The sequence below is a fragment of the Hyalangium ruber genome (genome assembly GCF_034259325.1).
Taxonomy (GTDB): Bacteria; Myxococcota; Myxococcia; order Myxococcales; family Myxococcaceae; genus Hyalangium_A; species Hyalangium_A rubrum.
Map to the genome: position 1 here is coordinate 1 of NZ_JAXIVS010000005.1, position 24,471 is coordinate 24,471.

The following is a 24,471-nucleotide window of genomic DNA, read 5'->3' on the forward strand; positions in this document are numbered from 1 at the left end:
CGTATAGACGACATGGCAGGCCCCTCAAGGCTCGTCTTTTCGCCGCGTGGTCGTCCGTTCTGCACCCACTCTGCGCGGGCGGCCCAGGTCATCTCTGAGCCGGAGGGGGGCACGGCGAGCTCTTACGTCAAAGTTGCCCTGAATCCGTTGCAGTTTGCCGAGCAGGTGCAGACAGCTAGCGACTTCCAGGTGCGTGCTTCCGAACACCGCCTCCCGCAGCGCGAGCGCCTGTTCGCCCCGCGCCACGGCCTCGGGGTACTTGCCTGCCTTGTCGAGCGCTGTCGCCTCGTCAAAGGCCTTTTGCGCCTCCTGCACCCGCGCATCCGGTTGCGCCTCTCCAGCCGCCGTACTGGCTGCACAACACAGGACCACCACCGCGATGCATCCGAGCACTCGTCGCATGTCTTCACCCGGGCCCGATCAGAGCCCCGCCTGCTTCACAAGGGGGGATCCAATCCGGTGCGTTGGGCAAAGTCCAGAGGCCATGGTGAGTAGGTCGGCTGGGCTAACTGCCTGCTCGCAAGCACGCAGGCCTGTCCCCCCGGGGGCTGCGCGGCCTGTCCACCCATGTCCTGGTTTCAAGACTTCTGAGCCATCTTGGCGGACGAAAGAAGAGACGGTCGCGGTAGGGACGGCACTTCGCCTCATCGACTCGGGCCGCCCCCCGCACAGATCCCCGTCCGTCCGAGGCATCAGCAGGCCGTCGGAACACACACTCCATCGCAGTTGTAGGTGCACTGGATGAAGGACCGGCAGCTCACCCGCCACACGGCATCGGGGTCCTGGCACGTGCCGTTGCTTCCCGCGCGCAGGCAGCCTCGGGTGTCGAGCGATTGGGACAGGTAGTAAGTCCCTTCAAAGCACATGGGGGGGAAGGTGGTGCCGATGCCACACCATCCGGCCCGGTAGGCATACTCGCTCTCGGCGGAGGTGGTGATCATCTTCCGGCCCGTGGTCCCAGCGTGCGGGACGCAGCCGCGAGTGCACGTGGTGGCATTCATGTAGATGCCGTTGCAGAAGTCCGCGCAGGACGAGGAGCACCCCACGCTCGTCGGCTGCCAGCCACTGGGACAACCCCCGCCGCATTGCGTGAACGTATCGGTGTTGGGGGCGCAGGTGACCTGGTTGTAGTAGCCACTACACGAGCCGCCACAGGCGGCCGTATTGCATTGCTGGCTCGTCACATGCTGGCCCGCGGGACAGGTGGTCCCACAAAGCGTCAATTCCTGTGCGACTTCGCCCGCCTCGACCTCGGTCCCAGGCTCTTGCGGCGCTCCGTCCGTCTGGGGGCTGCATCCCCCTGCTGCAAGCATGGCGCAGAGCGCTGCGGTCAGGGCCGAAAGTCTCATCATCCCTTGCATGGTGAAATCCCTCTCTTTTGAGCTGTGTCTCGGGGTGAAGCCTTCGCATACCATCGGTGCGTTGTTGCGTCCATGGCACTGCCCTCGCTGTCTGCGAGGTTGGCCCCGACGCGGGGACCACCCAGAGCTCTTGGTTTTGTGTCATCCGCAGCAGTGGCCCGTCGTCTGCCGCCTCTTCATGGTAGGGCGGCTTGAGCAGGCGTCTTCCCTACTGGGCTACGCGGTGCGCACGCAGACGTGGCACTCGGCACTCCGGCACTCCTCAGCAGCCCTCCTCTTCCTCTCTGCTCTCGCTGCGCAAGGGGGAAGAGAACCTGCGCGTCTTCCGGTTCCCCTGAGCCAGCACCTGTGCCACCGGGGTGGCAGTCATGCTCAGGCGCTGGGCTCGCCTCTTGTGGCTTCGGCTCTGCCCTCGCTGGGAAGCGCCACCTGGATGACGACCTTGCCCCGGGCATGCCCTTCTTCAAGGTAGGCCAGGGCCTCAGGCACCTTGTCGAGGGGGAAGGTCCGGTCGATGACCGAGCGCACCCGCCCGTCGCCCAGGCAGTCGCGCAGGAACTCCAGATCCTCGAGGTTGCTCTTCATGGTCACGTAGCCCAGGCGCTTGCCGCTGAGCAACGAGTGCAGGGGGCCCAGCAGCACGGCCGCGGCCATCTGCCTGCCCGCACCGCCTGTCATCAGGAAGCGCCCGCCAGGGGCCAGGACGCGCTTGTAGTGGGACAGCGGGTGGTAGCCGTTGACCGCCAGGATGAGATCGTAGCGGGCGTCACTCTGGGTGAAGTCAGTCTGTGTGTAGTCGATGACCTGGTCGGCGCCCAACGAGCGGACCTGCTCCACGTTGCGGGGGCTGCACACCGCGACGACCTCCGCGCCGAGCACCTTGGCCACTTGCACGGCATAGGTGCCCACGCCGCCGGAGGCCCCGTTGATCAGCACCCGCTCGCCCGGCTTCAGGCAGCCCTCGCGTCGCAGGCCCTGCACGGCCGTCACCCCGGCCAGCGGCGCCGCCGCCGCCTCGTCGAACCCGATGTTGGCGGGCTTCAAGGCCAGCACACCCTCGGGCGCGCAGACGCGCTCGGCGAAGGCACCCCAACCGCTGCTGCCCAGCTCGCCCATCACCGCGTCCCCGGCCTTGAAGCGCGTCACCCCGGGCCCCACGGCGTCGACGACCCCGGCCAGGTCGCAGCCCAGCACGTTGTAGCGGGGCTTGAAGAGGCCCACCGCCAGACGCGCCAGGAAGGGGTCGGCCCGGAGGATGTGCCAGTCGGCCGCGTTCATCGAGCAGGCCCGCACTCGCACCCGCACCTGGCCCGGGCCGGGCACGGGGTCGGGGCGCTCCTCCAGCCTCAGGAGGGAGGGAGGGCCGTACTCGTAGAAGGTGATTGCGCGCATGGGGGCTCTGAGGATGCGATGGCGGGCTGAGCCATCAGTAGACGCCGATCAGGTGGATCTGCACCCTCGGGTTGCCGAGGTACTCCTCGAGGCGCCAGCGGCTCCGGATTCCATCGTCGTGGATGCCTACCCCCGCGTCGGGCGGTGCGCTCGTCTTGGCCAAGGCGTTCCGCAGCCGCGAGAGCGCCCAGACATCGAAGGTCGGATCGCCGGAGCTCTTGAGCACCTTGAGGTCGCGGAGCTTGCCATCTGGCTCCTGCCAGACCTCGACGACCGCGGCGAGCGCGAGGATGGGCGCGGTGACATCCACCATGTACATGTTCGCGGCGCGCCCGGCCTCGACTGCAGCCTGGAGCCGGTTCCGCTGCTCGAGGAGGTGGTCCCTCTTCTCGGGCGCCACCACGGGGCTGCCCGTCTTGCCGAAGCGCTGGACGGCCTCGACCTGCTCCCGCGCCATCCGCGCGCCGATGACCTCCGCGTTGGGTGGCGGAGGATCTACCAGTTGCTGCGAGAAGGAGCGCTGCAGCTGCCGGAAGTACGGCGTGGTCGCTCCACGATCCGCCCGTGCCGCCGCGAGCGTGTCCGCGGCCCAGCCATCGATGCGGGCCTTCGCTTCTTCCGCCTGGTACTCCGCCACGGCCTGCGGATCCGGAAGCTCTTCTGGCCGGTTGCGCACAATGTGCCCCCGGGACGGCGGCTCCTCCATCACAGGTACCCCTCCCGGCAGGTCCTTCGGCAGGAGCGTCAGCCGAGGCGCAGCACGAGGGGCATCCTGCTGCTGGGGGGTAGCAGCCACCGGCGCTGGGGCTTTGACACTCTCTGGTGCGACAGCGTCCTCCTGCGCCCGGGCCACCGTGGCAGGCTGCGGCTGGCGCGTCACCTTGCTCGGAGGCTTTGCGCTCGTCCGAGGGGGCGGCTGCACTTCGGGCTCAGCGAGCGGTTGAGTGGCGGGAGAGGGAGACGCGTAGACGATCTCCAGTTCCAGGGCGCTCGGAGGCACCGTCCGCTGCTCGGGCTCCGTGAACCAGCCCCTCGACAGCACGAATATGGCCACGGCGTGCAGGAGCACCGAGGCCAGGAGCATGAGAGGGAGTTGGGAGCGTCTCGACACGGCAGGGAGCTTGCCTCGGCAGGAGGTCACAGTGAAGCTCACGCAATGAAAAGAGTTCTGCTCGTAGTCCTGGGAGGCGGGCTTCTGGCCGTGCTCATCTTCAGCGGAGGTGGAGTCGACACCACGGAGGCGGGGATCGACGCCTATAACCGTGGAGACTTCCTCCAGGCTGAACCGCTCCTGGCGCGGTGCGCGCGGCAGAAAGCACTGGGCTCCGAGTGGCCCAGGCACCTCCACTGCAGGCTGAAGCACGCCGAGGTGCTCTTCATGCTCGGCCGCGTGCCCGAGGCGGAGGCCTCCCTCATGGAGTCCTTGGAGTCCTCCACGTGGCTTGGTGAGGAGCACCCGCTGGTCGGGCGGATCCACAGTGCCCTGGCGAGGCTCTACCAAGAGACTTCGCGCCTGCCACGCTCCAGGCGCAAGGGCAGGAGCAGGAGGCCCGTGCGCTCGGGGAGCGGCTGGATTCGCGGGTGGCCAAAGAAGAATAAACAGCATGCGGAAATAGCCATGATGCCGATGACGCAGCCCTTGAAGTGGATGAGCCTCGTGAAGGTATCGACCCTGCTCCTGCTCGCCGCTGTTGCCGGCTGTGGCGGAGGTGGTGGTGAGGAGACGCCCAACACGCCCCCCTCATGCCTCGTGCGCGAGGCCACCATCCCCGTCACTACCGTTGACGAACAGGGAGGCTCCGCCTCCCTGGCCTTCACCGTGTCGCTCGAGCGCTGCCGCGTCGTCTCCATCGCCACGGGCGGCACTTACTCCCTGGCGCTGCTCAGCGACGGCACGGCCGCGAGCTGGGGGTTCAATGGCGAGGGCCAGCTCGGCGATGGCACCACCACCGTGCGCGCCACTCCCGTCGAGGTGTCCGGCCTGACCGGCGTTACCGCCCTCGCCGGGGGCATCAACCACTCTCTGGCCCTGCGCAACGATGGCACCGTCTGGGCTTGGGGCTCCAATAAAGAGGGCCAGCTCGGCGATGGCACCATCACCCAACGCCTCATCCCAGTCCAGGTGCCCGGACTCGCGAACATCACGGCCCTCTCCGCCGGCGGCGACTTCTCCGTGGCCCTGCGCAACGATGGCACCGTCTGGGCCTGGGGCTCCAACAGCGTCGGCCAGCTCGGCGATGGCACCACCACCCAACGCTCCACCCCAGTCCAGGTGCCCGGCCTGACGGGCGTCACCGCCCTCTCCGCCGGCGGCTCCTCCGTTCTGGCTCTGCGCAACGATGGCACCGTCTGGGCCTGGGGCTCCAACGGCCTCGGCCAGCTCGGCGATGGCACCACCCCCCAACGCCCCACTCCGGCCCAGGTGCCCGGCCTGACGGGCGTCACCGCCGTGGTGATGGGCGCCAACCACGCTCTGGCCCGGCGCAACGATGGCACTGTCTGGGGCTGGGGAAACAACTACCGAGGCCAGCTTGGCGATGAGGACGACACCTCCCCCAGGAGCCCGCGCCAGGTGCCCGGGCTGGAGGGCATCACCTCCGTCGCGGTCGGCTATCAGCACTCCCTGGCCCTGCGCAGCGATGGCACCGTCTGGGCCTGGGGCACCAACAGTGAGGGCCAGCTGGGCAGCTCGACCCTCATCCGGAGCCCCACGCCTGTCCAGCTACCCGAGCTCACGGGCGTGAGCGCCATCGCGAGCTCGAGCCACTGCCTGGCCCTGCTCCAGGACGGCACCCTGCGGGCTTGGGGCTCCAACAACGATGGCCAGCTGGGCAATGGGACCACCAACCAGCGCTTCACGCCCGTCCGGGTCTCCGGATTGACGGGCGGGCGTGCCGCCGCCGCCGCCGGCTACTTCTCCGTGGCCCTGCGCAGCGATGGCACCCTCTGGAGCTGGGGCTCCAATAGAGAGGGCCAGCTTGGCAATGAGCACGCCACGCATCGTCCCACGCCGCTCCAGGTGCCCGGGCTCACGGGCATCAGCGCCTTCTCCGCGGGCTTCTACCACTCCCTGGCGGTGCTCGGTGACGGCACCGTGCGCGCCTGGGGAAGCCATGACATTGGCCAGCTCGGCGATGGGAGCCCCATGGGCGGCACCCGTCCGACTCCCGTCCCGGTGTCAGGGCTGACAGGCGTCACCACCGTGGCCGCCGGCCACTCCCACTCTCTGGCCCTGCGCAATGACGGCACCGTCTGGGCCTGGGGCGGCAACCATGAAGGCCAGCTCGGGATTGGGCTCGGCGACAGCAGCTCCACCCCTGTTCAGGTGCTCGCGCCCAGTGGCTTTACCGCGCTGGCTGCCGGCACGTTCCGCTCTCTGGCCCTGCGCAATGACGGCACCGTCTGGGCCTGGGGAGAGGCCGCCAGCAATATTCCCGCCCAGGTCTCCGGGCTGAGCGGCATCACCGCCCTCTCCATGACCTCCCAGCACGCGCTCGCCGTGCGTCACAACGGCACCGTCTGGGCCTGGGGGAACAACTTTCAAGGCCAGCTCGGCAATGGGCGCACCTCTTCCTACGAGGAGCCGGCCCAGGTCCCTGGGCTGACGGGCATGACGGCCGTCGCCGCCGGCTACAGCCACTCCCTGGCGCTGCGCGATGACGGCACCGTGTGGGCCTGGGGGGCCAACTTCATCGGCCAGCTGGGTGACGGCTCGACCACGCCACGGCTCACCCCCATCCAGGTGCCTGGGCTCACGCGCATCACCGCCATCTCCACGGGGTTCCTCCACTCCCTGGCACTGCGTGATGACGGCACCCTGTGGGCCTGGGGCTACAATACGGACGGCCAGCTCGGGGATGGAACTTCGGGGGCCTATCCCACCCCGAGTCCGGTCCTGCGCCTGTAGCTGCCTTCACGCGCCCGGGAGTTCAACCGCGCGGCAATGCTAAATTCACCTCCCGTGAATCGTTGCCTTCTCGAGGAGGGTTGACCATGCAGCGCACTCTCAGGATCTCCAGGCTCGCCGCCGCGCTCGTCTCTTGCGCACTCTTCATGACGGTGACGCCAGCCCACTCCGCGGATGTCTACAACTCGCAGTTCACTGCGATCGCGGCCCCTGAATGCATCATGGACTGGGACATCACCGGGAGGTTCAAGGTCAGGCTCACCCAAAACGAGCCATATCCGGCGCCGACCTTGAACCGCTTCGAGATGGCGGTGCGCTACATCCACGACGTCAACACGCCGATCACGACGAATTTCGGCCACCTGGGCACGCTGCCGGTCACCAACTACAACCCGGAGACGCCCTACTCGACGGATTGGTGGCGATGGCAGCGCGGCAAGCTCAACACGGACGCCAACACGACGTCCGGCTTTCAGCTCAAGTGCGCCGACGTGGGCTCGTTCATCAACACGTGGACATTCCCCTATCAGACCATCATCGGCGGCGGGCCGCACACGGCATACGGCTACACCTTCATCGATCCGCAGCTGAGTCCGGCGTCTATCTATTACGCCCCCCAGGCCTTCGATTGGAATCCGGCGACCGATCTCATGTTGCAGTTCCACGCGGAGATGCCGCTCTTCCTCCGCTGGGGACCGCCGGACAATCCGGGGACGGGAGACCTGGGCGTCGCTCAGCTCAGCATGTTCCTGTATCTGTACGATACGACGAGCGGGAAGATCCTGGCGTACGTCCTTGGCGTTTACGACAACAGGTCCTCCTGGTCCCCTCAGGTGCTGCACGACAGCCAGGTCCCCTTCTTGACCACGCCATGGCAGACCAACGAGTACATCACGGTGTCTCCGTACTCCCAGACGTTCAGGACGCACACGTGGACTGGATTGCAGTTCTTCAGGCTTCACATCCCCCAGTCCAAGTTCCTGCTCGCGGTCACCAAGCTGAACGAGTACTGCACCCAGCATCCCACCGCGGCCAACTGCAACTTGCTCTTCAGTAACAACCCGCAGTCCTACAAGGTGATGAGCTTCGGAGTCCTGCATGAGGTCTTCCGAGGGCCCAACAACCAGGTGTCCTCGGGGATCCACTTCTCCGAGGCCGGCCTCTACTACGCCAGATAGCGGAGTGTTGGGCCACTGGCTCTAGCAGTACGCAGCTGACTGACATGCCGGGTGCTGGCTACTGTGGGCAGCACCAAGGAGAGCGCACATGGGAATCACGATGTCACCGCAGGACTACGCCACGGCGTTCCGCCTGCTCGCTTCAACCGCCAGGCACCACGAAAACATCGGGCGGGTCGTGGAGGAGCGGATCCTGCCCCGCCTGCCCAAGCGTCCTTCGCTGTTGGACGTGGGCGCGGGGCCGGGCACGGTGGCCCAGCGGATCGCGCCGCACTTCGGCTCGCTCACCCTGCTCGAGCCCAATCGGGATCAGATCGCCGGGCTCCAGCTCGAGGGGGCGAAGATCCTCCACGAGCCCCTGGAGCGCTACGCGTCATCGGAGCAGTACGATCTCGTCCTCTGCTCACACGTGCTGTACCACGTGCCTCTCGCCGACTGGGGAGGGTTCATCGACAGACTGCTCTCGTTCGTGCGCCCTGGGGGGTACTGCCTGATCGTTCTGGGCGCTGCCCGAGGACCGAACTATCAGCTGCACCGCGACTTCACGCAGACCGTCATCTCCAGCGAGCAGCTGCTCGCGACGTTGCAGCAGAAGCGGCTCCCGCACGAAGTCGTTGCGACCGTGAACGGGTTCTCCGCGAAGACCTTCGAGGAGATGTACACGCTCTGTCGCTTCTTCGTGCTCGAGGATTGCTACACGCCAGCGCAGCTTTCAGCCCTGAGCCCGGACGAGGTGCGCAGGCTCGATGACAAGATCCGGATGCACGCCGAGCGTTGCCGGGGCGCCGATGGGGTGTACCGACTGGAGCAGGACGAGGATCTGGTCATTCTCCCCAAGTCCTAACCGCCACCGCCTGCCCTATCAGGCCACCGTGCCTCAGGACGCGTGAGCGCCAGAACACGACCGCTAAAGTCTGCTGACGGCTTCCTACGTACAACATAGGATCTTCCCGAGGAGAGAGAAGTGCTCTCTCCTCCAGCGGGAGATCCCTTCATGAGCCCCAAGTCCGTCTCCGAGGCCCCTTCCCTCCTCCTCCCGGGGACTCAGGTGGGCGACTGGCGCGTGGTGGAGCGACAGGGCCAGGGCACTTACGGAGTCGTCTACCGCGCCGTCCGGGTGGGACAGGAGGACTCAGGCCCCGTGGCACTCAAGCTGGCCGTGTACCCGGGGGATCCTCGCTTCGCGCGGGAGGTGGGCCTGCTCTCTCGCATCCGCCACCCGAGCGTCCCTCTCCTGCGGGGCCACGGGCTCTGGCGCCACGCCTCCGGAGCGGAGCACCCTTTCTTCGTCATGGAGTGGGTGGAGGCCACCCCGCTCTACGCCTGGGCCGAGCAGCATTCCGCCTCCTGCAGGCAGGTGCTCCGACTGCTGGCCCAGGTGGCTCGCGCGCTCGCCGCCACCCACTCCGCCAACGCCGTCCACCGCGACGTCAAGGGCGCCAACGTCCTGGTGCGCGCGGATGGCAGCGCTGTGCTCATCGACTTCGGCGCCGGCCACTTCCAGGGAGCCCCCCGCCTCACCTGGCAATCCCTTCCTCCGGGCACGGTCGCCTACCGCTCCCCCGAGGCCAATCTGTTCCTGCTGGCCTCCGTCCGGGCCCGCGATTCCTACTACCCGGCCACTGCGGCCGATGACTTGTTCTCCCTGGGCGTCACGGCCTTCCGCCTCGTCTCGGGCGAGTACCTCCCGGACATGGCGCCCTTTCAGGATGCGGCGGAGTCCTGGCACCTGCTGTGCCCGGATCCGCGGCCCCTCCTGGAGCGCAATCCCCGAATGCACCCGCGGCTGCGGGAGGGCATCCTCCGCCTCCTCTCGGAGTCTCCCGAGGCCCGTGGCACGGCAGCGGAGCTCGCCCAGGCGCTGGAAGCCGCCGCGGAGCACGCGGGCCCCGAGGCCGATCTCCCTCTGCTCACCGCGCAAGCACCGCAGCCTTTGCCCTTACCCCGTGAACAGGCCCTGGCTCCCGTACCCACCCGAGCGACACCGCCGCCCGAGGAGGCACCCTCGGGCGTGGTGCCACTCCCGAAGGAGGCCGGCTTCCGGACGCGTGTCCTGGCGTGGAGACCCTGGCTGGCCCTGGCCACCCTGGGGATGCTCGGGCTCCTCGTGGGGGCCGTGCAGGCAGTGCATGCACGGCTCGAGCGGCTGGCTGCGCGCGGGCAGCAGTCCTCTGCTTCCGAGGTGCCCGATGCGGGCACTGCCGCCGTGGGGGACTCCGCGCCAACAGCGCCCTTGGCCTCCATCCATGTCCCCTCCAAGACGGAGGCCATGGCTCGGGACATGCCTCCCAAGCCTCTTCCCGGGCAGACTCGACCCGATGAGAAGGGCCACTGCCCAGGCCGCAAGCTGGTGGCCCTCAACGGTGGTTGCTGGGTAGAGACCCTCCCGATGACCGCCAAGGAGTGCGCGGAGAACGGTTGGGTGTACAGCCAAAGCCGGTGCTACGCCCCTGCCCTCACTCCGCCCAGCAAGCCTCCGCCCACGTCGAGTCCGCCGGACTCCCGCTGAGCCCTGGTCTCATCCGCCTGGCTGTCTCTGGCGACTTCAGGGGAAAAAGAACACCCGGCTCGCCTGATGGCGGCCGGAGCGAGTGCTTCTGCCGACCTCGCGGTCCGGGCGACAACTACGCTGGCAAGGGGGAACTACGACTGTAGGATCAGGTATCGCCGAGTTCGCTGAGGTACTCGCACAGCACCCGAACCACGTCGTCCTCGCGAACCAATCTTTGCCCCGAAAACTTCAGCGGTGAATCAACGAACGACACCGCGTATACGTCGTCCTCATGCCAGGCCACGTTCACGCCTCGCTTCGCGCGGCCCCGAGAGAGCACCAGCGACGCATGCGACACAACCGGATGCACGTCGGCGAACGCCGGGTCATGCTTGATCATGTCGACCAGCCTCCTCATTGCCGCCAGCGTCGGATGAAGCACGCGATAACACTCTAGACTCCCGAAAGCACTGTCGACCTTGCCCCATTCGTCAGCTACCGCCATGGCTTAATTGCCTCCTCAAGCGCGTCACCGGTGAGCCGCTCTCCATTACGGAAAAAGTCGGTGGCCACTTCCCATTTTTTGTTCCTAGAATTTCACGCAACTTAGAGAGCTTTGGCATCTCCAATGTGCTCATGGCATGGCCCACAAAGCCAACCTTGGCACCCAAAGTCGCAAAGGCACTGCTTGACAGGTGCCGCTCCAATTAGAATCCCAGCACATCATTGGGCTCGAATGTATTTGCCCGGATTCGCGTGCTGCCTGAAGTTGCTGATGAACAATGGCAGCGTGACGGTTTCGTGCGCGATCGCGCGGAAGTGCGCCGCCGCGGGCATGAGTTGCGGACCTCGGAAGGCGACCGCCAGCTCCGCCCATCCGGAGCCGCCGCTCAGCTCCCGGAACACCACCCCTTTCGGCCGCATGGCTTGAGCCGACATCGGAGCAATGGTGATCCCGAGCCCCGCTTGCACCATGCCGACGACCGAGGGCCAGGAGCTGGCTTCCTGATGGATGAACGGCGAGAAGCCCGCGCCGAGACACAAGCTCGTGATCGTGTCGTGCAGGCCTGGCGCCGAGTGCCGGGGAAACAGGATGAAGGGTTCGCTCGCCAGTGACGCCAGGGCGACGGCCTTCTGGCGTGCTCTGGGGTGCCGCGCCGGGAGCGCCAGCACGAAACGTTCCCGGAGCAGCTGTTCGACCGTCACTCCCTCATGCCGAAAAGGGGCCCGGACGATGGCGAGATCCAGCTCGCCGGTGCTGAGCGCGACGCCGATGTCCAGCTTCTCGCGATCGTCGAGTTCGAGCTTCACCTCCGGAAACCGTGACCGGAATCGGAGCACGATGCGAGGGAGAATCCCGAAGGCCGACGACGCACCGAAGCCGACCCTCAGGGTTCCGGTCTCTCCCTGAGCCGCCCGCCGGACCGTGGAGATCACCTCCGCGCGCCTCGCCAGCAGCTCCCGGGCGTCTTCCAGGAAGCGGCTCCCCGCGGAGGTCAGGGCCACGTGGCGACTCGTCCGAGTGAGGAGCTCCACCCCCAGCCCGGCCTCGAGCTTGCGGATCTGCTGGCTGAACGGTGGCTGGGCCATTCCTACCCGGGCAGCGGCCCGGCCAAAGTGCAGCTCCTCCGCGACGGCGACGAAGAGTTGAAGCTGGCGGAATTCCATATCCAGACGATATCCGTCTGAATCCGGGGTGAAAGATATATTGGTCGTGCATGATCCCGCTTCCTACTCTGCGGTCATGCGACGCCTCCTCTTCCGCCTCGGCATTCTGCTCACCGCCCTCGCCGGTACACCCACGCTGGCGCTCGAGCCCGGTGCTTCAGCCTCCGCCACACCGGACAAGCAGCTGCAGGCGCGGCTGGATCTCTCCTATCGGTACAAGCGGCTCCCGGAGCTCATTCGTGACAGCCTGATCCCGCAGCAATGGCTCCGTGAGGGAGACCGGCTGATCTTCTGGTCGGCGGTGGGGCCGGACGCAGGCACCTGGGTGCTGGTCCATGCTCGAACGGGATCCATGAAGCCGCTGCTGTCCAGCGCCGAGCTGCGGACCCAGCTCTCGCGGCTGATGGGGAAGCCGATTCAACTGCCGGATCAGCTGGACTTCGCCATCGCTCCGGACCAGCGAGGGATTGTCTTCCGGATCGAGGAACAGTTCTTCGGACTGGGCCTGTCGGATGGCCTCGTCACGGCGCTGCCTCCGGCCAGCCTGAACGCCCTGTCACTGTCCCGGGACAACCTCCTGGCTCCCGACGGTCAAGCCATCGCGGTGCAGCGCGACGGCGGCTTCGCGGTGCTGGGTGGCGACGGACGCACGCGGCTCGAACGCAGCGGAGAGGAGAACCACGGCTGGCAGATTCCCAAGAAAGCCTGGTCTCCCGACAGCCGCTTCTTGGTGGTCTGGCGCGAGGATCTGCGCGGCGTCCACAAGATCCCGATCGTGGACTACTCGAGTGCGCTCGAGCAGGTGACCCGGATTCCCTACGTCAAGGCGGGCACGCCCCTGGGGCAGCAGGCGTTCTACGTGGTTGAACCGGCCACCGGCCGCGTGACACGCATCCCTCCCACGGAAGGAGAGACCTATGACTGGTTCGCTGGCTGGCGCCCTGGCAGCAGCGAGGCGCTGATCCTTCACCTGTCCCGCGACGGCAAGCGACTGGACCTCTCCGCGGTAGAGCCTGCCTCGGGGAAGCGCCGGCGAGTGCTCCGCGAGGAGCGGCCGGAGAGCTTCGTGGCCGGGTTGGATTTCGCCGAGGAGGGCTCGGCACGCCAGGTCACACCGCTGCCGGACGGCACCGGCTTCCTCTGGCTGTCCGAGCGCGACGGATGGCGGCACGTCTATCTGTACGACTTCGCGGGCAAGCTCGTGCGCCAGGTCACCCAGGGTGCCTTTCCCATTCACCAGGTGGCCGGCGTCGCGCCGAAGGGCGACGCGCTCTTCCTGCTGGCCTCCGCCGACAGCGCCGCACCGTACGAGCACCTGCTCTACCGGGGAAGCCTCAAGGGGGACGCGCTGAAGCGGATGTCGTCAGGCTCCGGCATGCACAGGATCGCCTTCTCGCCTTCGGGCAGCTACTACGTGGACGCATGGTCCTCGCGGACGCAGCCGCGGCTGCGGGACATGGTCTCCACGGACGGCAAGACACGCCTTCGTCTCACGACGGCCGATGCGAGCGCCCTCGAGGAGTGGGGCTACACGCCTCCGGAGGCACTCACCGTGCTGGCCGCCGATGGCACCACACCCCTGCACGGCGTGCTCTACAAGCCACGCGATTTCGACCCGGCCAGGCGCTACCCGGTCATCGCCTGTATCTATGCGGGACAATTCATCACGGTCGTGCCCTGGAACTTCATCGGCACCTCCGCGTCGCTCCAAGCCAATGGCTTCGCGCAGATGGGCTTCATCGTCATGGTGCTCGATCCCCGGGGCACTCCGGGCCGGAGCAAAGCCTTTCAGGACGCGACCTATGGCCGGGTCGGCCAGAGCGAGATTCCCGACTACGTCGCGGGCCTCAAGCAGGCCGCCGCGACCCGTCCCTGGATGGACATGGAGCGTGTCGGCATCTTCGGCCACTCGTGGGGCGGCTACTTCGCCCTCCGCGGCATGCTGATGGCTCCGGAGGTCTTCAAGGCGGGCTACGCGGGGGCCCCGGGCGCGTTGGAGGAAGAGGCGCTCATCAACGAGCCCTACCTCGGCCTCCCCAGCATGAATCCCGCCGGCTACCAGGCCGGGTCCAACCTGGCATTGGCCGGGAACCTCCAGGGATCGCTCAAGATGATGCATGGCTCCAGCGACGTGAACGCGTCCCTCTCCACGACGATGCGCATGGCCGACGCGCTGATCCGCGCAGGCAAGCACTTCGAGCTGCTCATCATGCCGGGACAGCCCCACAATCCCCAGCCGCCCGCGGATCGCTACTATTTCGACGACATCCAGCTGTTCTTCGTCCGAACCCTCGGCGGTCCACGCTGAGGCATTCCATGGGACCACCCACCAGCGCTTCACGCCCTAGGGAGGTGTAGGACTTTGGAGCCATCGGATCCCCTGGAGCACAATCGCGAGACTCCCCCTCGCGCGTCCACGGGACATGGCACTCTTCCCCCCTGCTCCAGCAGCTCCGACTCCTGCCTTTCCCCAGCCGCCCGAGCCGCCGTCCACGCTCCCCACGCCACACGCGAAGCTCCTGGGGCGCCTGGACTTCCTGCTCTCGGAGAACCTGCGAAGGGCCTCCCCGTGGGAGCTCGTCCGTTATCGCATCCTGGTGGGCGCCGCCTGCTTCCTGCTCCTGCTCAATGTGCTCTATGCGGCGTGGGCACTGCTGCTGAACCTCCCTCCCTACCAGCCCCTCACCGCGGCCCTGCTCTATGGGGGAACGCTGCTGTTGGCGCGCAAGTCCTCCACCCCTGCCCTCCCCGCCGCGCTCTTGCTGGGGTGCATCGGACTGGTGGTCGTGGGGGCCACCTTCTCGGGGGATGTTCCCTCGGCCAGCACCCATGCGGTGTCCATGCTGCTCCCCGCGCTCGCCGTGTACCTGGGCGGTGCGCGGGTGGGGCTGCTCTTCACGCTGATCTATCTCCTGGTCATCGCGCTGCTCTACCCGCTCTACGTCACGCTGGCCGGCCTCTCCATCCCGTCCCCACCCCTCTGGCTGGCGCACTTCTTCGCGGCGTTCTCCTTCATGGGGGCCTGGGGACTGGGCGCACTGCACAACGCCGCGAAGGATGCGGCCCAGCGCTCGCTGGAGCAGACGCTGAAGGAGCTGCGGGAGGGAGAACGCAAGCTGCTGAGCCTCATCGAGAGCACCGAGGATCTGGTGGCCTCGGTCGACCTCGAGGGGCGCGTGCTGACCATCAACTCCGCGCTCAAGCACCTCTACCGCAAGCGCTTTGGCGTGGAGCTCGAGCCGGGCATGGCGTTCTTCGGCCCGATGGGTCCCGAGCAGTTCGAGCGCTGGGCGCCACACCTGGCTCAGGCACTGCAGGGAAAACGCGCGCGCTTCGAGGAGCTGCTCCCGGGCGCCTCCCAGTCCCTGGTGGACATCAGCGTCAACCCCATCTTCAGCGAGGCGGGGCAGGTGGTGGGACTGACGCTCATGGGCCGCGATCTCACCGCTCGCCGGCAGGCCGAGGTCCGGCTGGAGGAGATGCACCGCACCCTGGTGGATGTCTCCCGCCAGGCGGGCATGGCCGAGGTCGCCACCAGCGTGCTCCACAACGTGGGCAACACCCTCAACAGCGTCAACATCTCCACGTCCCTCGTCACGGATGGGCTCCGGCAGTCCCGCGTCTCGGGTGTGAGCAAGGCCGCGCGCCTCCTGCGCGAGTACACCTCGGTGCCCACTTCCGCCCTGGGGCAGGATCCACAAGCCCAGAAGCTGGCCACCTATCTCACCGCGCTGGCCGATGAGCTCCAGAACGAGCGCGAGGCGATGCTCCAGGAGATGCTCGCCCTCACCGGGAGCGTGGACCACATCAAGTCCATCATCAGCATGCAGCAGAAGCACGCGCGCACCGCGGGCGCCGTGGAGCAGGTGGCGGTGCCTCAGCTCATCCACGAGGCGCTGCGTCTGCATGCCGTCTCCTTCGAGCAGCGGGGCATCCGCATCGAGCAGGACTATGCCCAGGTTCCTCCGCTGGTCGTGGACCGGCACAAGCTCTTGCAGATCCTCATCAACCTGCTGAGCAACGCGCGCCACGCGCTGGAGGCGAGCCCCCAGCCGGACAAGTGCCTCACCCTCCGTCTGCGGGGAAAAGCCGAAGGAGGGTGGCTGCTCATCGAGGTGGCCGACAACGGTGTAGGCATCGCCCCGGAACACCTGCCCCGCCTCTTCAGCCAGGGCTTCACGACCAAGAGGATGGGGCACGGGTTCGGCCTGCACATCAGCGCCCTGGCCACCGCGGAGCTGAACGGCCGGCTCACCTGTTCCAGCGCCGGCCTCGGGCAGGGCGCGACCTTCACCCTCGAGCTGCCGCTCATGGCGGAGGACAGCTCGAAGATGCCCTCCGCCTGGCTCCCCTCCTTCCCATCAAGCTCGACCTAACCCCTTCAGGGCCCTTTTCTCGCACCGCCCTGGGCGCTATGCCTCGGAGTGATGAAGGACGAAGAGACCACTCAGACGCCCCCCGCCGCCCTCCCGCCCGCCACCTTGTCATTGGATGAGGTGCGTCGATGTACGCAGCTCCTCGCCGCAGTGGCCGAGAACCGCTTCCTGCTGGCCAGTCTCCCCGAGGACGATCGCAACGCGCTGCTGGCCTACGCCAGCCGCGTGGTGCATCCGGATCGCGACACCAAGTCGCGCCTGGCCAAGGCGCTCCGGCGCGAACGGAAGCAGGCCAAGCGCACGCACGACCGCGACATCCGCGCGACCACCGAGATCCGCTCGCTGCGCCGCGCTCCCGTCTTCACCGTCCCGCAGCTTCCGCCGCCCCCTCCCTCGGAGGGGCCCGAGCGCATCCTCGAGGTCCCTCGCAACTGCTACGTCTGCAAGGCCGAGTACCGCAAGCTGCACTTCTTCTATGACTCGATGTGTACCCCGTGCGCGGACTTCAACTACGCCAAGCGCACGCAGCGCACGCAGCTGTCCGGCAAGGTCGCGCTGATCACCGGCGCTCGCGTGAAGATCGGGTATCAGGCCTCCCTGATGTTGCTTCGCTCGGGCGCGCAGGTGATCGCCACCACCCGCTTTCCCAAGGACGCCGCCCAGCGCTACACGCGAGAGCCCGACTTCGCCGAGTGGTCCCACCGCCTGCACATCCACGGCCTCGATCTGCGACACGCGCCCAGCGTCGAGCTCTTCGCGCGGCACCTCGAGCAGACGCACCACCGACTGGACATCCTCATCAACAACGCGGCCCAGACGGTGCGCCGCCCACCCGGCTTCTACGCTCACCTGCTGGACGGCGAGCTGCGCCCCTTCCACGAGCTGCCGGCCGAGGTCCGCCCGCTCCTCGCCGGACACGAGGCGTGCATCGCGGCGGTGCAGCCCGCCCTCGGTGAAGGCGGCGGGGATGCCTCGCGGCTGGTGCCCACCTGGCGCAGCAGCGATCCCGCGCTCGGCATCCACTCGTCCGCCGCGCTGTCGCTGCTCCCGTATGCCCTCGAGCAGGAGGGCGACACCCAGGCCCTCTTCCCCCAGGGGCGGCTGGACGCGGACCTGCAGCAGGTGGACCTGCGGCAGATGAACTCCTGGCGGATGAAGCTCGCGGAGGTCTCCACGGCCGAGATGCTGGAGGTCCACCTGGTGAACGCGGTGGCCCCCTTCATCCTCTGCGGCAAGCTCAAGCCGCTGATGATGCGCGACCGCTCCAAGCCCGGCCACATCGTGAACGTCTCCGCGATGGAGGGCAGCTTCTCGCGCGGGACGAAGACGGACAAGCACCCGCACACGAACATGGCCAAGGCCGCGCTGAACATGATGACGCTGACCTCCGCGCCGGACTATGCCCGGGACGGCATCTTCATGAACGCGGTGGACACCGGCTGGGTCACCGACGAGGACCCCGCGATGCACGCCGAGCGCAAGGTGAAGGAGCTCGACTTCCAGCCCCCGCTGGACATCGTCGACGGCGCGGCGCGCGTGGTGGACCCGGTCATCTCCGCGGAGGACACCGGCGATTTCGTGTGGGGCAACTTCTTCAAGGACTACCGCCACACCTCCTGGTGAGCACCTCCGCGGTGCTTCACTGCCTTGGCTGCACCGCGGGGGCGGGCTCGAGTCGCGGCGGCGTGACTCCCTGGCTCCGAGCGAGCCGGGAGAAGACCGTCCCGGCGGCCCGTGGAGTGATGCGCTGGTAGCGGGCGTAGGCCGCCACCAGCGCGGCGCGGAGGGACTCCGAGTCCGTGGGGCCATGCCGGGCGACCGTCGCCGCGAGTGCCTCGAGAAGGTAGGCCTCCGGCGCCATGAAGGTGCGGGTGAGGAGAACCGGCTCCACACCGAGGGACCGCAGGACGGGCCCGAAGTACTGCTCACTCTCACAGGCCAGGATGGCGACGGGCCGCGGCTTGGCTCCCACGGGCGCCCGCGTCTCGGGGGGAGCCCGGTCCATGAGCCGGTCATGCCCCGCCCAGACCACGAGGTCAGCGGAGCTGCCACCAGCGGCCGCTCGCAGGAAGTCCTCGAGGGCATCATCGATCCGATCCCCCGCGTAGGCCCGAAGCGAGAGCCGGACCGTGCGCTCACCACGGCCAGCGGTCCGCTCGAGCACCAGCTCACGCAGGACCACGGCGTCTGGCGGGCCATCGCGCCGGCTCCGCACCTGAAACCCGGGAGCGCGCTTCAGGAAACGCTCCGCCCCATAGGCTGCGCCCCAGTACAGGTTGGCCTCCAGGGAGCGGGGGTCCCCAGCGCCGCCGCGGCCACAGGCCAGCTGTGCCCCATCGCACAGCGGCACGAACACCTCGACTTCAATGACTTGAGCGGGCGAGACCGCGAGCAGGGCCATCAATCCGAGCGTGAGTGACATGGGCTTCCTCTAGGAACATGCCACTGTAACGGCCGTGCGTGTCAAATGGGTCTGTGCGGCTGGAGACGGTCTCCGCCGGCCTGCAGCCGCGCACGTGACGGACAAGGGTGACGACTAGGATGGTGCAATGAAGCGGATGACGACGATGGTGCTCGCGCTGGCGCTGACCGCGGCGGGCTCGGCCTTTTCGCAGCCCCAGCCCGCCGAGCCCGCCACCGCGGAAGGCAGCGGCTTCCGCGAGGACGCGCGCTCGATCGAGAAGCGGGTCAACGCCCATTACGCCTATCTGGACCGTCTTCCCGACGGGCGGATGCCTCTCTCCGCCAAGCTGCGTGCCGAAGCGGAGCAGGTCCGAGACAAGCGCTCGCTGCTTCGCTTCGCGGAGCGAGCGCTGCTGACCCTCGCCGATCATCACGCCATCACCGGCAGCTCCTTCGCCGACAGCTGGGCGGTCGTCCCAAGCTATTCCGATCTCTGGATCGAGAAGCGCGGACCCGATTTCAGAGTGGAGGCCGTGCGGCAGGACTCACCCGCCGAGCGCGCGGGGATCAAACCGGGAGACCGGTTGACGGCCATCGAGGGTGTTCCGACAGCACGAGCGGTCGAGGCCTTCTGGGCGAACCTCGGCTTGACCTCCACCGAGGAGCGAGCGGGCTTTGCCGCGCGCGTCCTGGCCGCCGGGAAACGGGATCGGCCACGGGTCCTCTCGGTTCAGCGCGACGCGAGCCCACCTCGGCAGCTGACCTTGCCGAACCTCTATACGGTTACCCGCGAGCGCCCTCTCCTCTCCGCCACGCCCGCGGGGGCCGATCTGCTGATCACGATCCATGACTCCCTTGGCAATGAGGGGACCATCGCGGCCTTCGATGCGGCGATGGCGCAAGCGCGGCCGGATCAGCGGGTGATCATCGATCTCAGCGAAACGCCGAGCGGCGGCAACACGGTGGTCGCACGGGCGCTCATGGGCTGGTTCGTATCGAAGCCAACGGCCTATCAGATGCACAACCTCCCTGCCGAGGAGCGGCAGACCGGAATCCCCCGCCAATGGATCGAGCAGGTGCTGCCGAGGACAGGGAAGCACCATGCGGGGCCCCTGCTCATTCGCGTGGGTCGCTGGACCGGCAGCATGGGCGAGGGTCTGGCCCTCGGCTTCAATGCCATCGGAGCGGACGTCGTGGGAGATCCGATGGCAGGGCTGCTGGGCGCCATCTACGATCACGGCCTCAGCCACTCCGGTCTGATCCTGAAACTTCCGACGGAGCGGCTCATGGCGGTGGACGGGACGCCCCGCGAACGCTTCATCCCGAAGGCGGCACGAGCGGCAGGAGACGGGACACCCCCTCGGAGGTGAGCCGGCCGCACCGCTTGGAGTACGGCCCCATCCCGTTTCGTCCCGTCTGCTAGCGCGGCGGCAGCCACGACTCCTGGGTCCGGTACAGGCCGAAGGTGGTGGCCAGCCACAGCCGTCCATCGGGGCCGAACTTGGCGGACTGGAGCTCGGGGAGCCCCGCGGGGAGGGTGACCTTCTGGAGGGTGTTCGAGAAACCGCCCAGGTAGAGCTCGCTGTTCGGGTAGAGCACCGCCAGCGTCTGCCCGTACTCCCCCACGGCGGACATGGAGATCGCGGCGCCCAGGGGCCGGGGCGCGCCGTCGGCGTCTATCCACTCGTCGGCGAGGCCGAAGCTGAAGCGCACCCGCATGCCGGACTGCCAGGCGTTGGTGCCGAACCAGCGCCGGTAGCTGGCGAACGCGGAGGGGCCCCGGTAGGTGGGCTTGGTCCAGGCGAAGCCGTGGTAGCCGAGGGTGAAGCGGGCCTGGGGGTTGGACTCCAGGCGCATGGGGTTGATCTCGGTCCAGCCCATGGAGCCGTTCCCCGGGGTGGCCTGCATCATCACGCCGGAGGTGTCCTGCTCGTTGGCGGTGGACACCACGAGCACGGGCCGAGGATCGTTCGGCACCCACTGAGCCTGGTGGATGGTCTCGGTGGGGCGGTTCAGCGTGCTCTCGATCTGGATCTGCCGGCCCTCCTTGTCGAGGATCCAGAACCGAGCCGCCGTGCCACCCACGAAGAGCCGCTCGCCGTCGGGGCTGAAGGCCACACAGCGCATCCCCCCGTCGAAGGTAAGCCCGCGATACCACTGCACGCCGTCGTCGCTCACGTAGACGGTAGACTTCGGGCCGTCGCTCTGGAGCACCGCCACCCGCCCATTGCCCGCCACGGTCACATCCACCGATGGGCGGTTGGAGAGTCCTGGGACGCGGTCGTAGCTCCAGGCCGTGGCGGTGGCGCCCAGCCGGACGACCCCCTGGGCGGTGGTGGCCACCAGCTCGTCGGGGAAGGCCACCACCGTGAGGGTGAACGCGCCCGTGTACGGCACGCGTGGGGCCCAGGTGGTGCCCTCGTCCGTGCTCTCGTCCACCTGCCCATTCCGACCCACCCGCACCAGGGCGCCGCCGGGCTGCTGGGCGTAGAGGTAGCCCTGGGTGATCGGGCCGCGGGTGAAGGTCAGGCCCTCATCGGTGGAGCGGAGCAGCTCGCTGGTGGTGCCGTCGTTGCGCTCCAGCAGCAGGGTGCCGGCGGCGCTCTCGAAGGGCTCGCGGGCGCCAGCGTGCTCCCCCATCGGCTCCCAACTGCTCCCATCACGGGTGCGGTAGACGAAGCGATCGTCTCCTACCAGGTAGAGCCGCTGCCCGCTGCCAGTCACCGACACGTACTCGAAGGTGCGGGGCAGGATGACTTCGGTGAACGACGCCCCCTGGTCGGCTGAGTGGAACAGGCGGGGCGGCTCGGTGGCCCACAGCAGCCACGCCGCGTCCGCCGCCAGCACCGCGCTGACGCTCGCGGTGGCCCGCTGGACCCCCGCCGGCAGCGCGATGGACGTGAAGGTGCGCCCGCCATCGCTCGAGCGGGCGATGTCCGTAGCGGAAGAGCTCCAGAGGGCCCCGTCGGAGGCCACGAAGAGCTGGAAGGGCGGCGCGGCGCCGCGCAGCTCCCAGGTGACTCCGCGATCACTGCTGGCGGCAATCCTCCCCTCGATGACCGAGTACAGCGTGCCGTCCGGGGCCTGCGCGAGGTTCGTGGGAACCTGCGGCTGCGCTGCGGTGATGAGCTCCGGCGTGAAGGTGGTGGGCACCGTCCAGCCGGGCGGGCCCGCATCGGGCTCCTGTCCCGCATCGGCTGGACCGGAAGTCGAGGAACCCAGCAGATCGCATCCGGCAAGCGGGACGAGCAGGAGGACAAACAGCAGGGGGCGCATAGGCAGGGCTCCAAGGAGGGAGCCGCGAGCATTGGCCTCCAGTGGCTCAGGGGTCAACTCACAGGCTGACGCCGTATCGATCCAACTGCTAGAGCGCTCGTGCATGCGAATCGCTGTCTCTGGCACTCACCGCTCGGGAAAGTCCACCCTCATCGAAGAGCTGTCCGACCTCCTCCCCTCCTATGTGACGGTGGATGAGCCGTACCACCAGCTGGAGGAAGAGGGGTACGCGTTCGCGACGCCCCCGTCGGTCGAGGATTTCGAAGCGCAGCTCGCACGGTCCATCGCCAACCTGGAGGATGACGCTCGCGACGTGTTGTTCGACCGGTGTCCGGTGGACTTCATCGGATACCTGTTGGCCCACGAGGACTGTGACGCGTTCGACGTTGACGCGTGGCTCCCGCGCGTACGCAGAGCCCTCCAGAAGCTCGATCTGATCGTGCTGGTCGGGATCGAGCGGCCGGACCGGATCGCGCTCTCCGCCTCGGAGGACGAGGAGCTGCGCCTGGCGGTTGACGAGAAGCTGAAGGAGCTCCTCCTCGATAATCCTTACGCCTTGGACGTGGAGGTGCTCGAGGTCGAAGGTGCGCTGAGAGCGCGTGCGAAGCAGGTTCTCGAGCACCTTCCTGACGCATCCCGGTAATCGCTCGCCATCCTTCCAGAATACGACCAAGAAAGTCTGCTGACGGCTGCCTACGTACAACATAGGATCCTTCTGAGTGGAGGGAGGTGCCACCCCTCCACCGGGAGGTCCCTTCATGAGCTTCAAGTCCGTCCCGGAGGCCCCTTCCCTCCACCTCCTCCCGGGAACTCAGGTGGGCGACTGGCGCGTGGTGGAGCGACAGGGCCAAGGCACTTACGGAGTCGTCTACCGCGCCGTCCGGGTGGGCCAGGAGGACTCAGGCCCCGTGGCCCTCAAGCTGGCCGTGTACCCGTGGGATCCTCGCTTCGCGCGGGAGGTGGGCCTGCTCTCTCGCATCCGCCACCCGAGCGTCCCGCTCCTGCGGGGCCACGGGCACTGGCGCCACGCTTCCGGAGCGGAGCACCCTTTCTTCGTCATGGAGTGGGTGGAGGGCACTCCGCTCTACGCCTGGGCCGAGCACCATGCCGCCTCCTGCAGGCTGGTGCTCCGACTGCTGGCCCAGGTGGCTCGCGCGCTCGCCGCCACCCACGCCGCCAACGCCGTCCACCGCGATGTCAAAGGCGCCAACGTCCTGGTACGCGCGGATGGCAGCGCCGTGCTCATCGACTTCGGCGCGGGTCACTTCCAGGGAGCCCCCCGCCTCACGTGGCAATCCCTGCCTCCGGGCACGGTCGCCTACCGCTCTCCCGAGGCCAATCTGTTCCTGCTGGCCTCCATCCGGGCCCGCGATGCCTACTACCCGGCCACTCCGGCCGATGACTTGTTCTCCCTGGGCGTGACGGCCTTCCGCCTCGTCATCGGGGAGTACCTCCCGGACATTGAGCCCTATCAGGATGCGGCGGAGTGCTGGCACCTGCTGTGCCCGGATCCGCGGCCCTTCCTGGAGCGCAATCCCCGAGTACACCCACGGCTGCGGGAGTGGATCCTCCGCCTCCTCTCGGAGTCTCCCGAGGCCCGTGGCACGGCAGCGGAGCTCGCCCAGGCGCTGGAAGCCGCCGCGGAGCACGCGGGCCCCGAGGCCGATCTCCCTCTGCGCACCGCGCAAGCACCGCAGCCTTTGCCCTTACCCCGTGAGCAGGCCCTTGCTCCTGTACCCACCCGGGCGACACCGCCGCCAGAGGAGGCACCCTCGGGCGTGGTGCCACTCCCGAAGGAGGCCGGCTTCCGGACCCGTGTCCTGGCGTGGAGACCCTGGCTGGCCCTGGGGATGCTCGGGATCCTCGTGGGGGCCTTGCAGGCAGTGCATGCACGGCTCGAGCGGCTGGCTGCGCGCGGGCAGCAGTCCTCTGCTTCCGAGGTGCCCGATGCGGGCACTGCCGCCGTGGGGGACTCCGCGCCAACCGCTCCCCTGGCCTCCATCCATGTCCCTTCCAAGACGGAGGCCATGGCCCGGGACATGCCTCCCAAGCCTCTTCCTGGGCAGACCCGACCCGACGAGAAGGGCCGCTGTCCCGGTCGCAAGCAGGTGGCCATCAACGGTGGTTGCTGGGTGGAGACCCTCCCGATGGCCGCCGAGGAGTGCATGGAGAACGGCTACGTGTACAGCCAAGGTCAGTGCTACTCCCCTGCCCTCACTCCGCCCAGCAAGCCTCCGCCCACGTCGAGTCCGCCGGACTCCCGCTGAGCCCCGGTCTCATCCGCTTGGCTGCCTCTGGCGGATTCAGGGGAAAAGAAAACCCCGGCTCGCCTGATGGCTGCCGGGGCCTTGCTACAGTTCCCGCTGCCCTGTGGAGGCGGCGGGAATTGAACCCACGCCGGGCGGTGCGAAACCTCTAT

18 protein-coding genes are annotated in these 24,471 nt (G+C 67.9%); 10 read left to right on the forward strand and 8 right to left on the reverse strand.

Annotated elements, in window-relative coordinates; translation table 11 throughout:
- Positions 1-24: 24 nt before the first annotated feature.
- The 4 genes from SYV04_RS15585 to SYV04_RS15600 form a co-directional block, all read right to left on the reverse strand.
- Positions 25-402 carry a tetratricopeptide repeat protein gene (locus tag SYV04_RS15585; protein ID WP_321546566.1) on the reverse strand — a complete coding sequence of 126 codons (378 nt, stop codon included), beginning with the start codon at positions 400-402 and terminating at the stop codon, positions 25-27.
- 290 nt (positions 403-692) lie between these two features.
- The gene (locus SYV04_RS15590; RefSeq protein WP_321546567.1) at positions 693-1,184 is read right to left on the reverse strand and encodes a hypothetical protein; all 492 of its coding nucleotides are present in this window, start codon (positions 1,182-1,184) and stop codon (positions 693-695) included.
- Positions 1,185-1,733: 549 nt separating this feature from the next.
- Positions 1,734-2,753 carry an NAD(P)-dependent alcohol dehydrogenase gene (locus tag SYV04_RS15595; RefSeq protein ID WP_321546568.1) on the reverse strand — a complete coding sequence of 340 codons (1,020 nt, stop codon included), beginning with the start codon at positions 2,751-2,753 and terminating at the stop codon, positions 1,734-1,736.
- Positions 2,754-2,787: 34 nt separating this feature from the next.
- Positions 2,788-3,864, reverse strand: a complete 1,077-nt coding sequence (locus SYV04_RS15600; protein WP_321546569.1) for an energy transducer TonB family protein — start codon at positions 3,862-3,864, stop codon at positions 2,788-2,790.
- A gap of 507 nt (positions 3,865-4,371) precedes the next feature.
- Here SYV04_RS15600 and SYV04_RS15605 point away from each other — a divergent pair.
- The 4 genes from SYV04_RS15605 to SYV04_RS15620 all read left to right on the forward strand — a co-directional run bounded on the left by SYV04_RS15605 (position 4,372) and on the right by SYV04_RS15620 (position 10,347).
- Positions 4,372-6,660: an RCC1 domain-containing protein gene (locus SYV04_RS15605; protein WP_321546570.1), complete on the forward strand. Its 2,289-nt coding sequence runs from the start codon at positions 4,372-4,374 to the stop codon at positions 6,658-6,660.
- 86 nt (positions 6,661-6,746) lie between these two features.
- Entirely contained in the window at positions 6,747-7,838 is a 1,092-nt protein-coding gene (locus tag SYV04_RS15610; RefSeq protein WP_321546571.1) for a hypothetical protein, read from the forward strand.
- A gap of 88 nt (positions 7,839-7,926) precedes the next feature.
- On the forward strand, positions 7,927-8,682 hold the full coding sequence (locus tag SYV04_RS15615; protein WP_321546572.1) for a class I SAM-dependent methyltransferase: 756 nt from the start codon (positions 7,927-7,929) through the stop codon (positions 8,680-8,682).
- Positions 8,683-8,832: 150 nt separating this feature from the next.
- Entirely contained in the window at positions 8,833-10,347 is a 1,515-nt protein-coding gene (locus SYV04_RS15620) for a serine/threonine-protein kinase (protein WP_321546573.1), read from the forward strand.
- Between the two features lie 148 nt (positions 10,348-10,495).
- Here SYV04_RS15620 and SYV04_RS15625 read toward each other — a convergent pair whose 3' ends face one another.
- Positions 10,496-10,834: a hypothetical protein gene (locus tag SYV04_RS15625; RefSeq protein ID WP_321546574.1), complete on the reverse strand. Its 339-nt coding sequence runs from the start codon at positions 10,832-10,834 to the stop codon at positions 10,496-10,498.
- 218 nt (positions 10,835-11,052) lie between these two features.
- A complete protein-coding gene (locus tag SYV04_RS15630; protein WP_321546575.1) occupies positions 11,053-11,997 on the reverse strand; it encodes a LysR family transcriptional regulator in 945 nt (314 codons plus the stop codon).
- Between the two features lie 76 nt (positions 11,998-12,073).
- On the opposite strand from SYV04_RS15630, the gene SYV04_RS15635 reads away from it, so the two are divergent.
- The 3 genes from SYV04_RS15635 (at position 12,074) to SYV04_RS15645 (ending at position 17,996) form a co-directional block, all read left to right on the forward strand.
- Complete coding sequence (locus SYV04_RS15635) at positions 12,074-14,305, forward strand: S9 family peptidase (RefSeq protein WP_321546576.1); 2,232 nt, start codon at positions 12,074-12,076, stop codon at positions 14,303-14,305.
- A 115-nt stretch (positions 14,306-14,420) separates the two neighbouring features.
- Positions 14,421-16,373, forward strand: a complete 1,953-nt coding sequence (locus SYV04_RS15640) for a sensor histidine kinase (RefSeq protein WP_321546577.1) — start codon at positions 14,421-14,423, stop codon at positions 16,371-16,373.
- 51 nt (positions 16,374-16,424) lie between these two features.
- Positions 16,425-17,996, forward strand: a complete 1,572-nt coding sequence (locus tag SYV04_RS15645) for an SDR family oxidoreductase (RefSeq protein ID WP_321546578.1) — start codon at positions 16,425-16,427, stop codon at positions 17,994-17,996.
- A 16-nt stretch (positions 17,997-18,012) separates the two neighbouring features.
- Here SYV04_RS15645 and SYV04_RS15650 read toward each other — a convergent pair whose 3' ends face one another.
- Positions 18,013-18,795: a hypothetical protein gene (locus SYV04_RS15650; RefSeq protein WP_321546579.1), complete on the reverse strand. Its 783-nt coding sequence runs from the start codon at positions 18,793-18,795 to the stop codon at positions 18,013-18,015.
- A gap of 127 nt (positions 18,796-18,922) precedes the next feature.
- On the opposite strand from SYV04_RS15650, the gene SYV04_RS15655 reads away from it, so the two are divergent.
- Entirely contained in the window at positions 18,923-20,146 is a 1,224-nt protein-coding gene (locus SYV04_RS15655) for a S41 family peptidase (RefSeq protein ID WP_321546580.1), read from the forward strand.
- Positions 20,147-20,195: 49 nt separating this feature from the next.
- Here SYV04_RS15655 and SYV04_RS15660 read toward each other — a convergent pair whose 3' ends face one another.
- Positions 20,196-22,052, reverse strand: coding sequence for a WD40/YVTN/BNR-like repeat-containing protein (locus SYV04_RS15660; protein WP_321546581.1), 1,857 nt, complete (start codon positions 22,050-22,052; stop codon positions 20,196-20,198).
- A gap of 103 nt (positions 22,053-22,155) precedes the next feature.
- Between SYV04_RS15660 and SYV04_RS15665 the strand changes: the two genes are divergently transcribed.
- Both SYV04_RS15665 and SYV04_RS15670 read left to right on the forward strand, forming a co-directional pair.
- Positions 22,156-22,695 (forward strand): AAA family ATPase, encoded by a 540-nt coding sequence (locus tag SYV04_RS15665; RefSeq protein ID WP_321546582.1) that lies wholly within the window; start codon positions 22,156-22,158, stop codon positions 22,693-22,695.
- 115 nt (positions 22,696-22,810) lie between these two features.
- A complete protein-coding gene (locus SYV04_RS15670; RefSeq protein ID WP_321546583.1) occupies positions 22,811-24,319 on the forward strand; it encodes a serine/threonine protein kinase in 1,509 nt (502 codons plus the stop codon).
- Positions 24,320-24,471 lie beyond the last annotated feature (152 nt).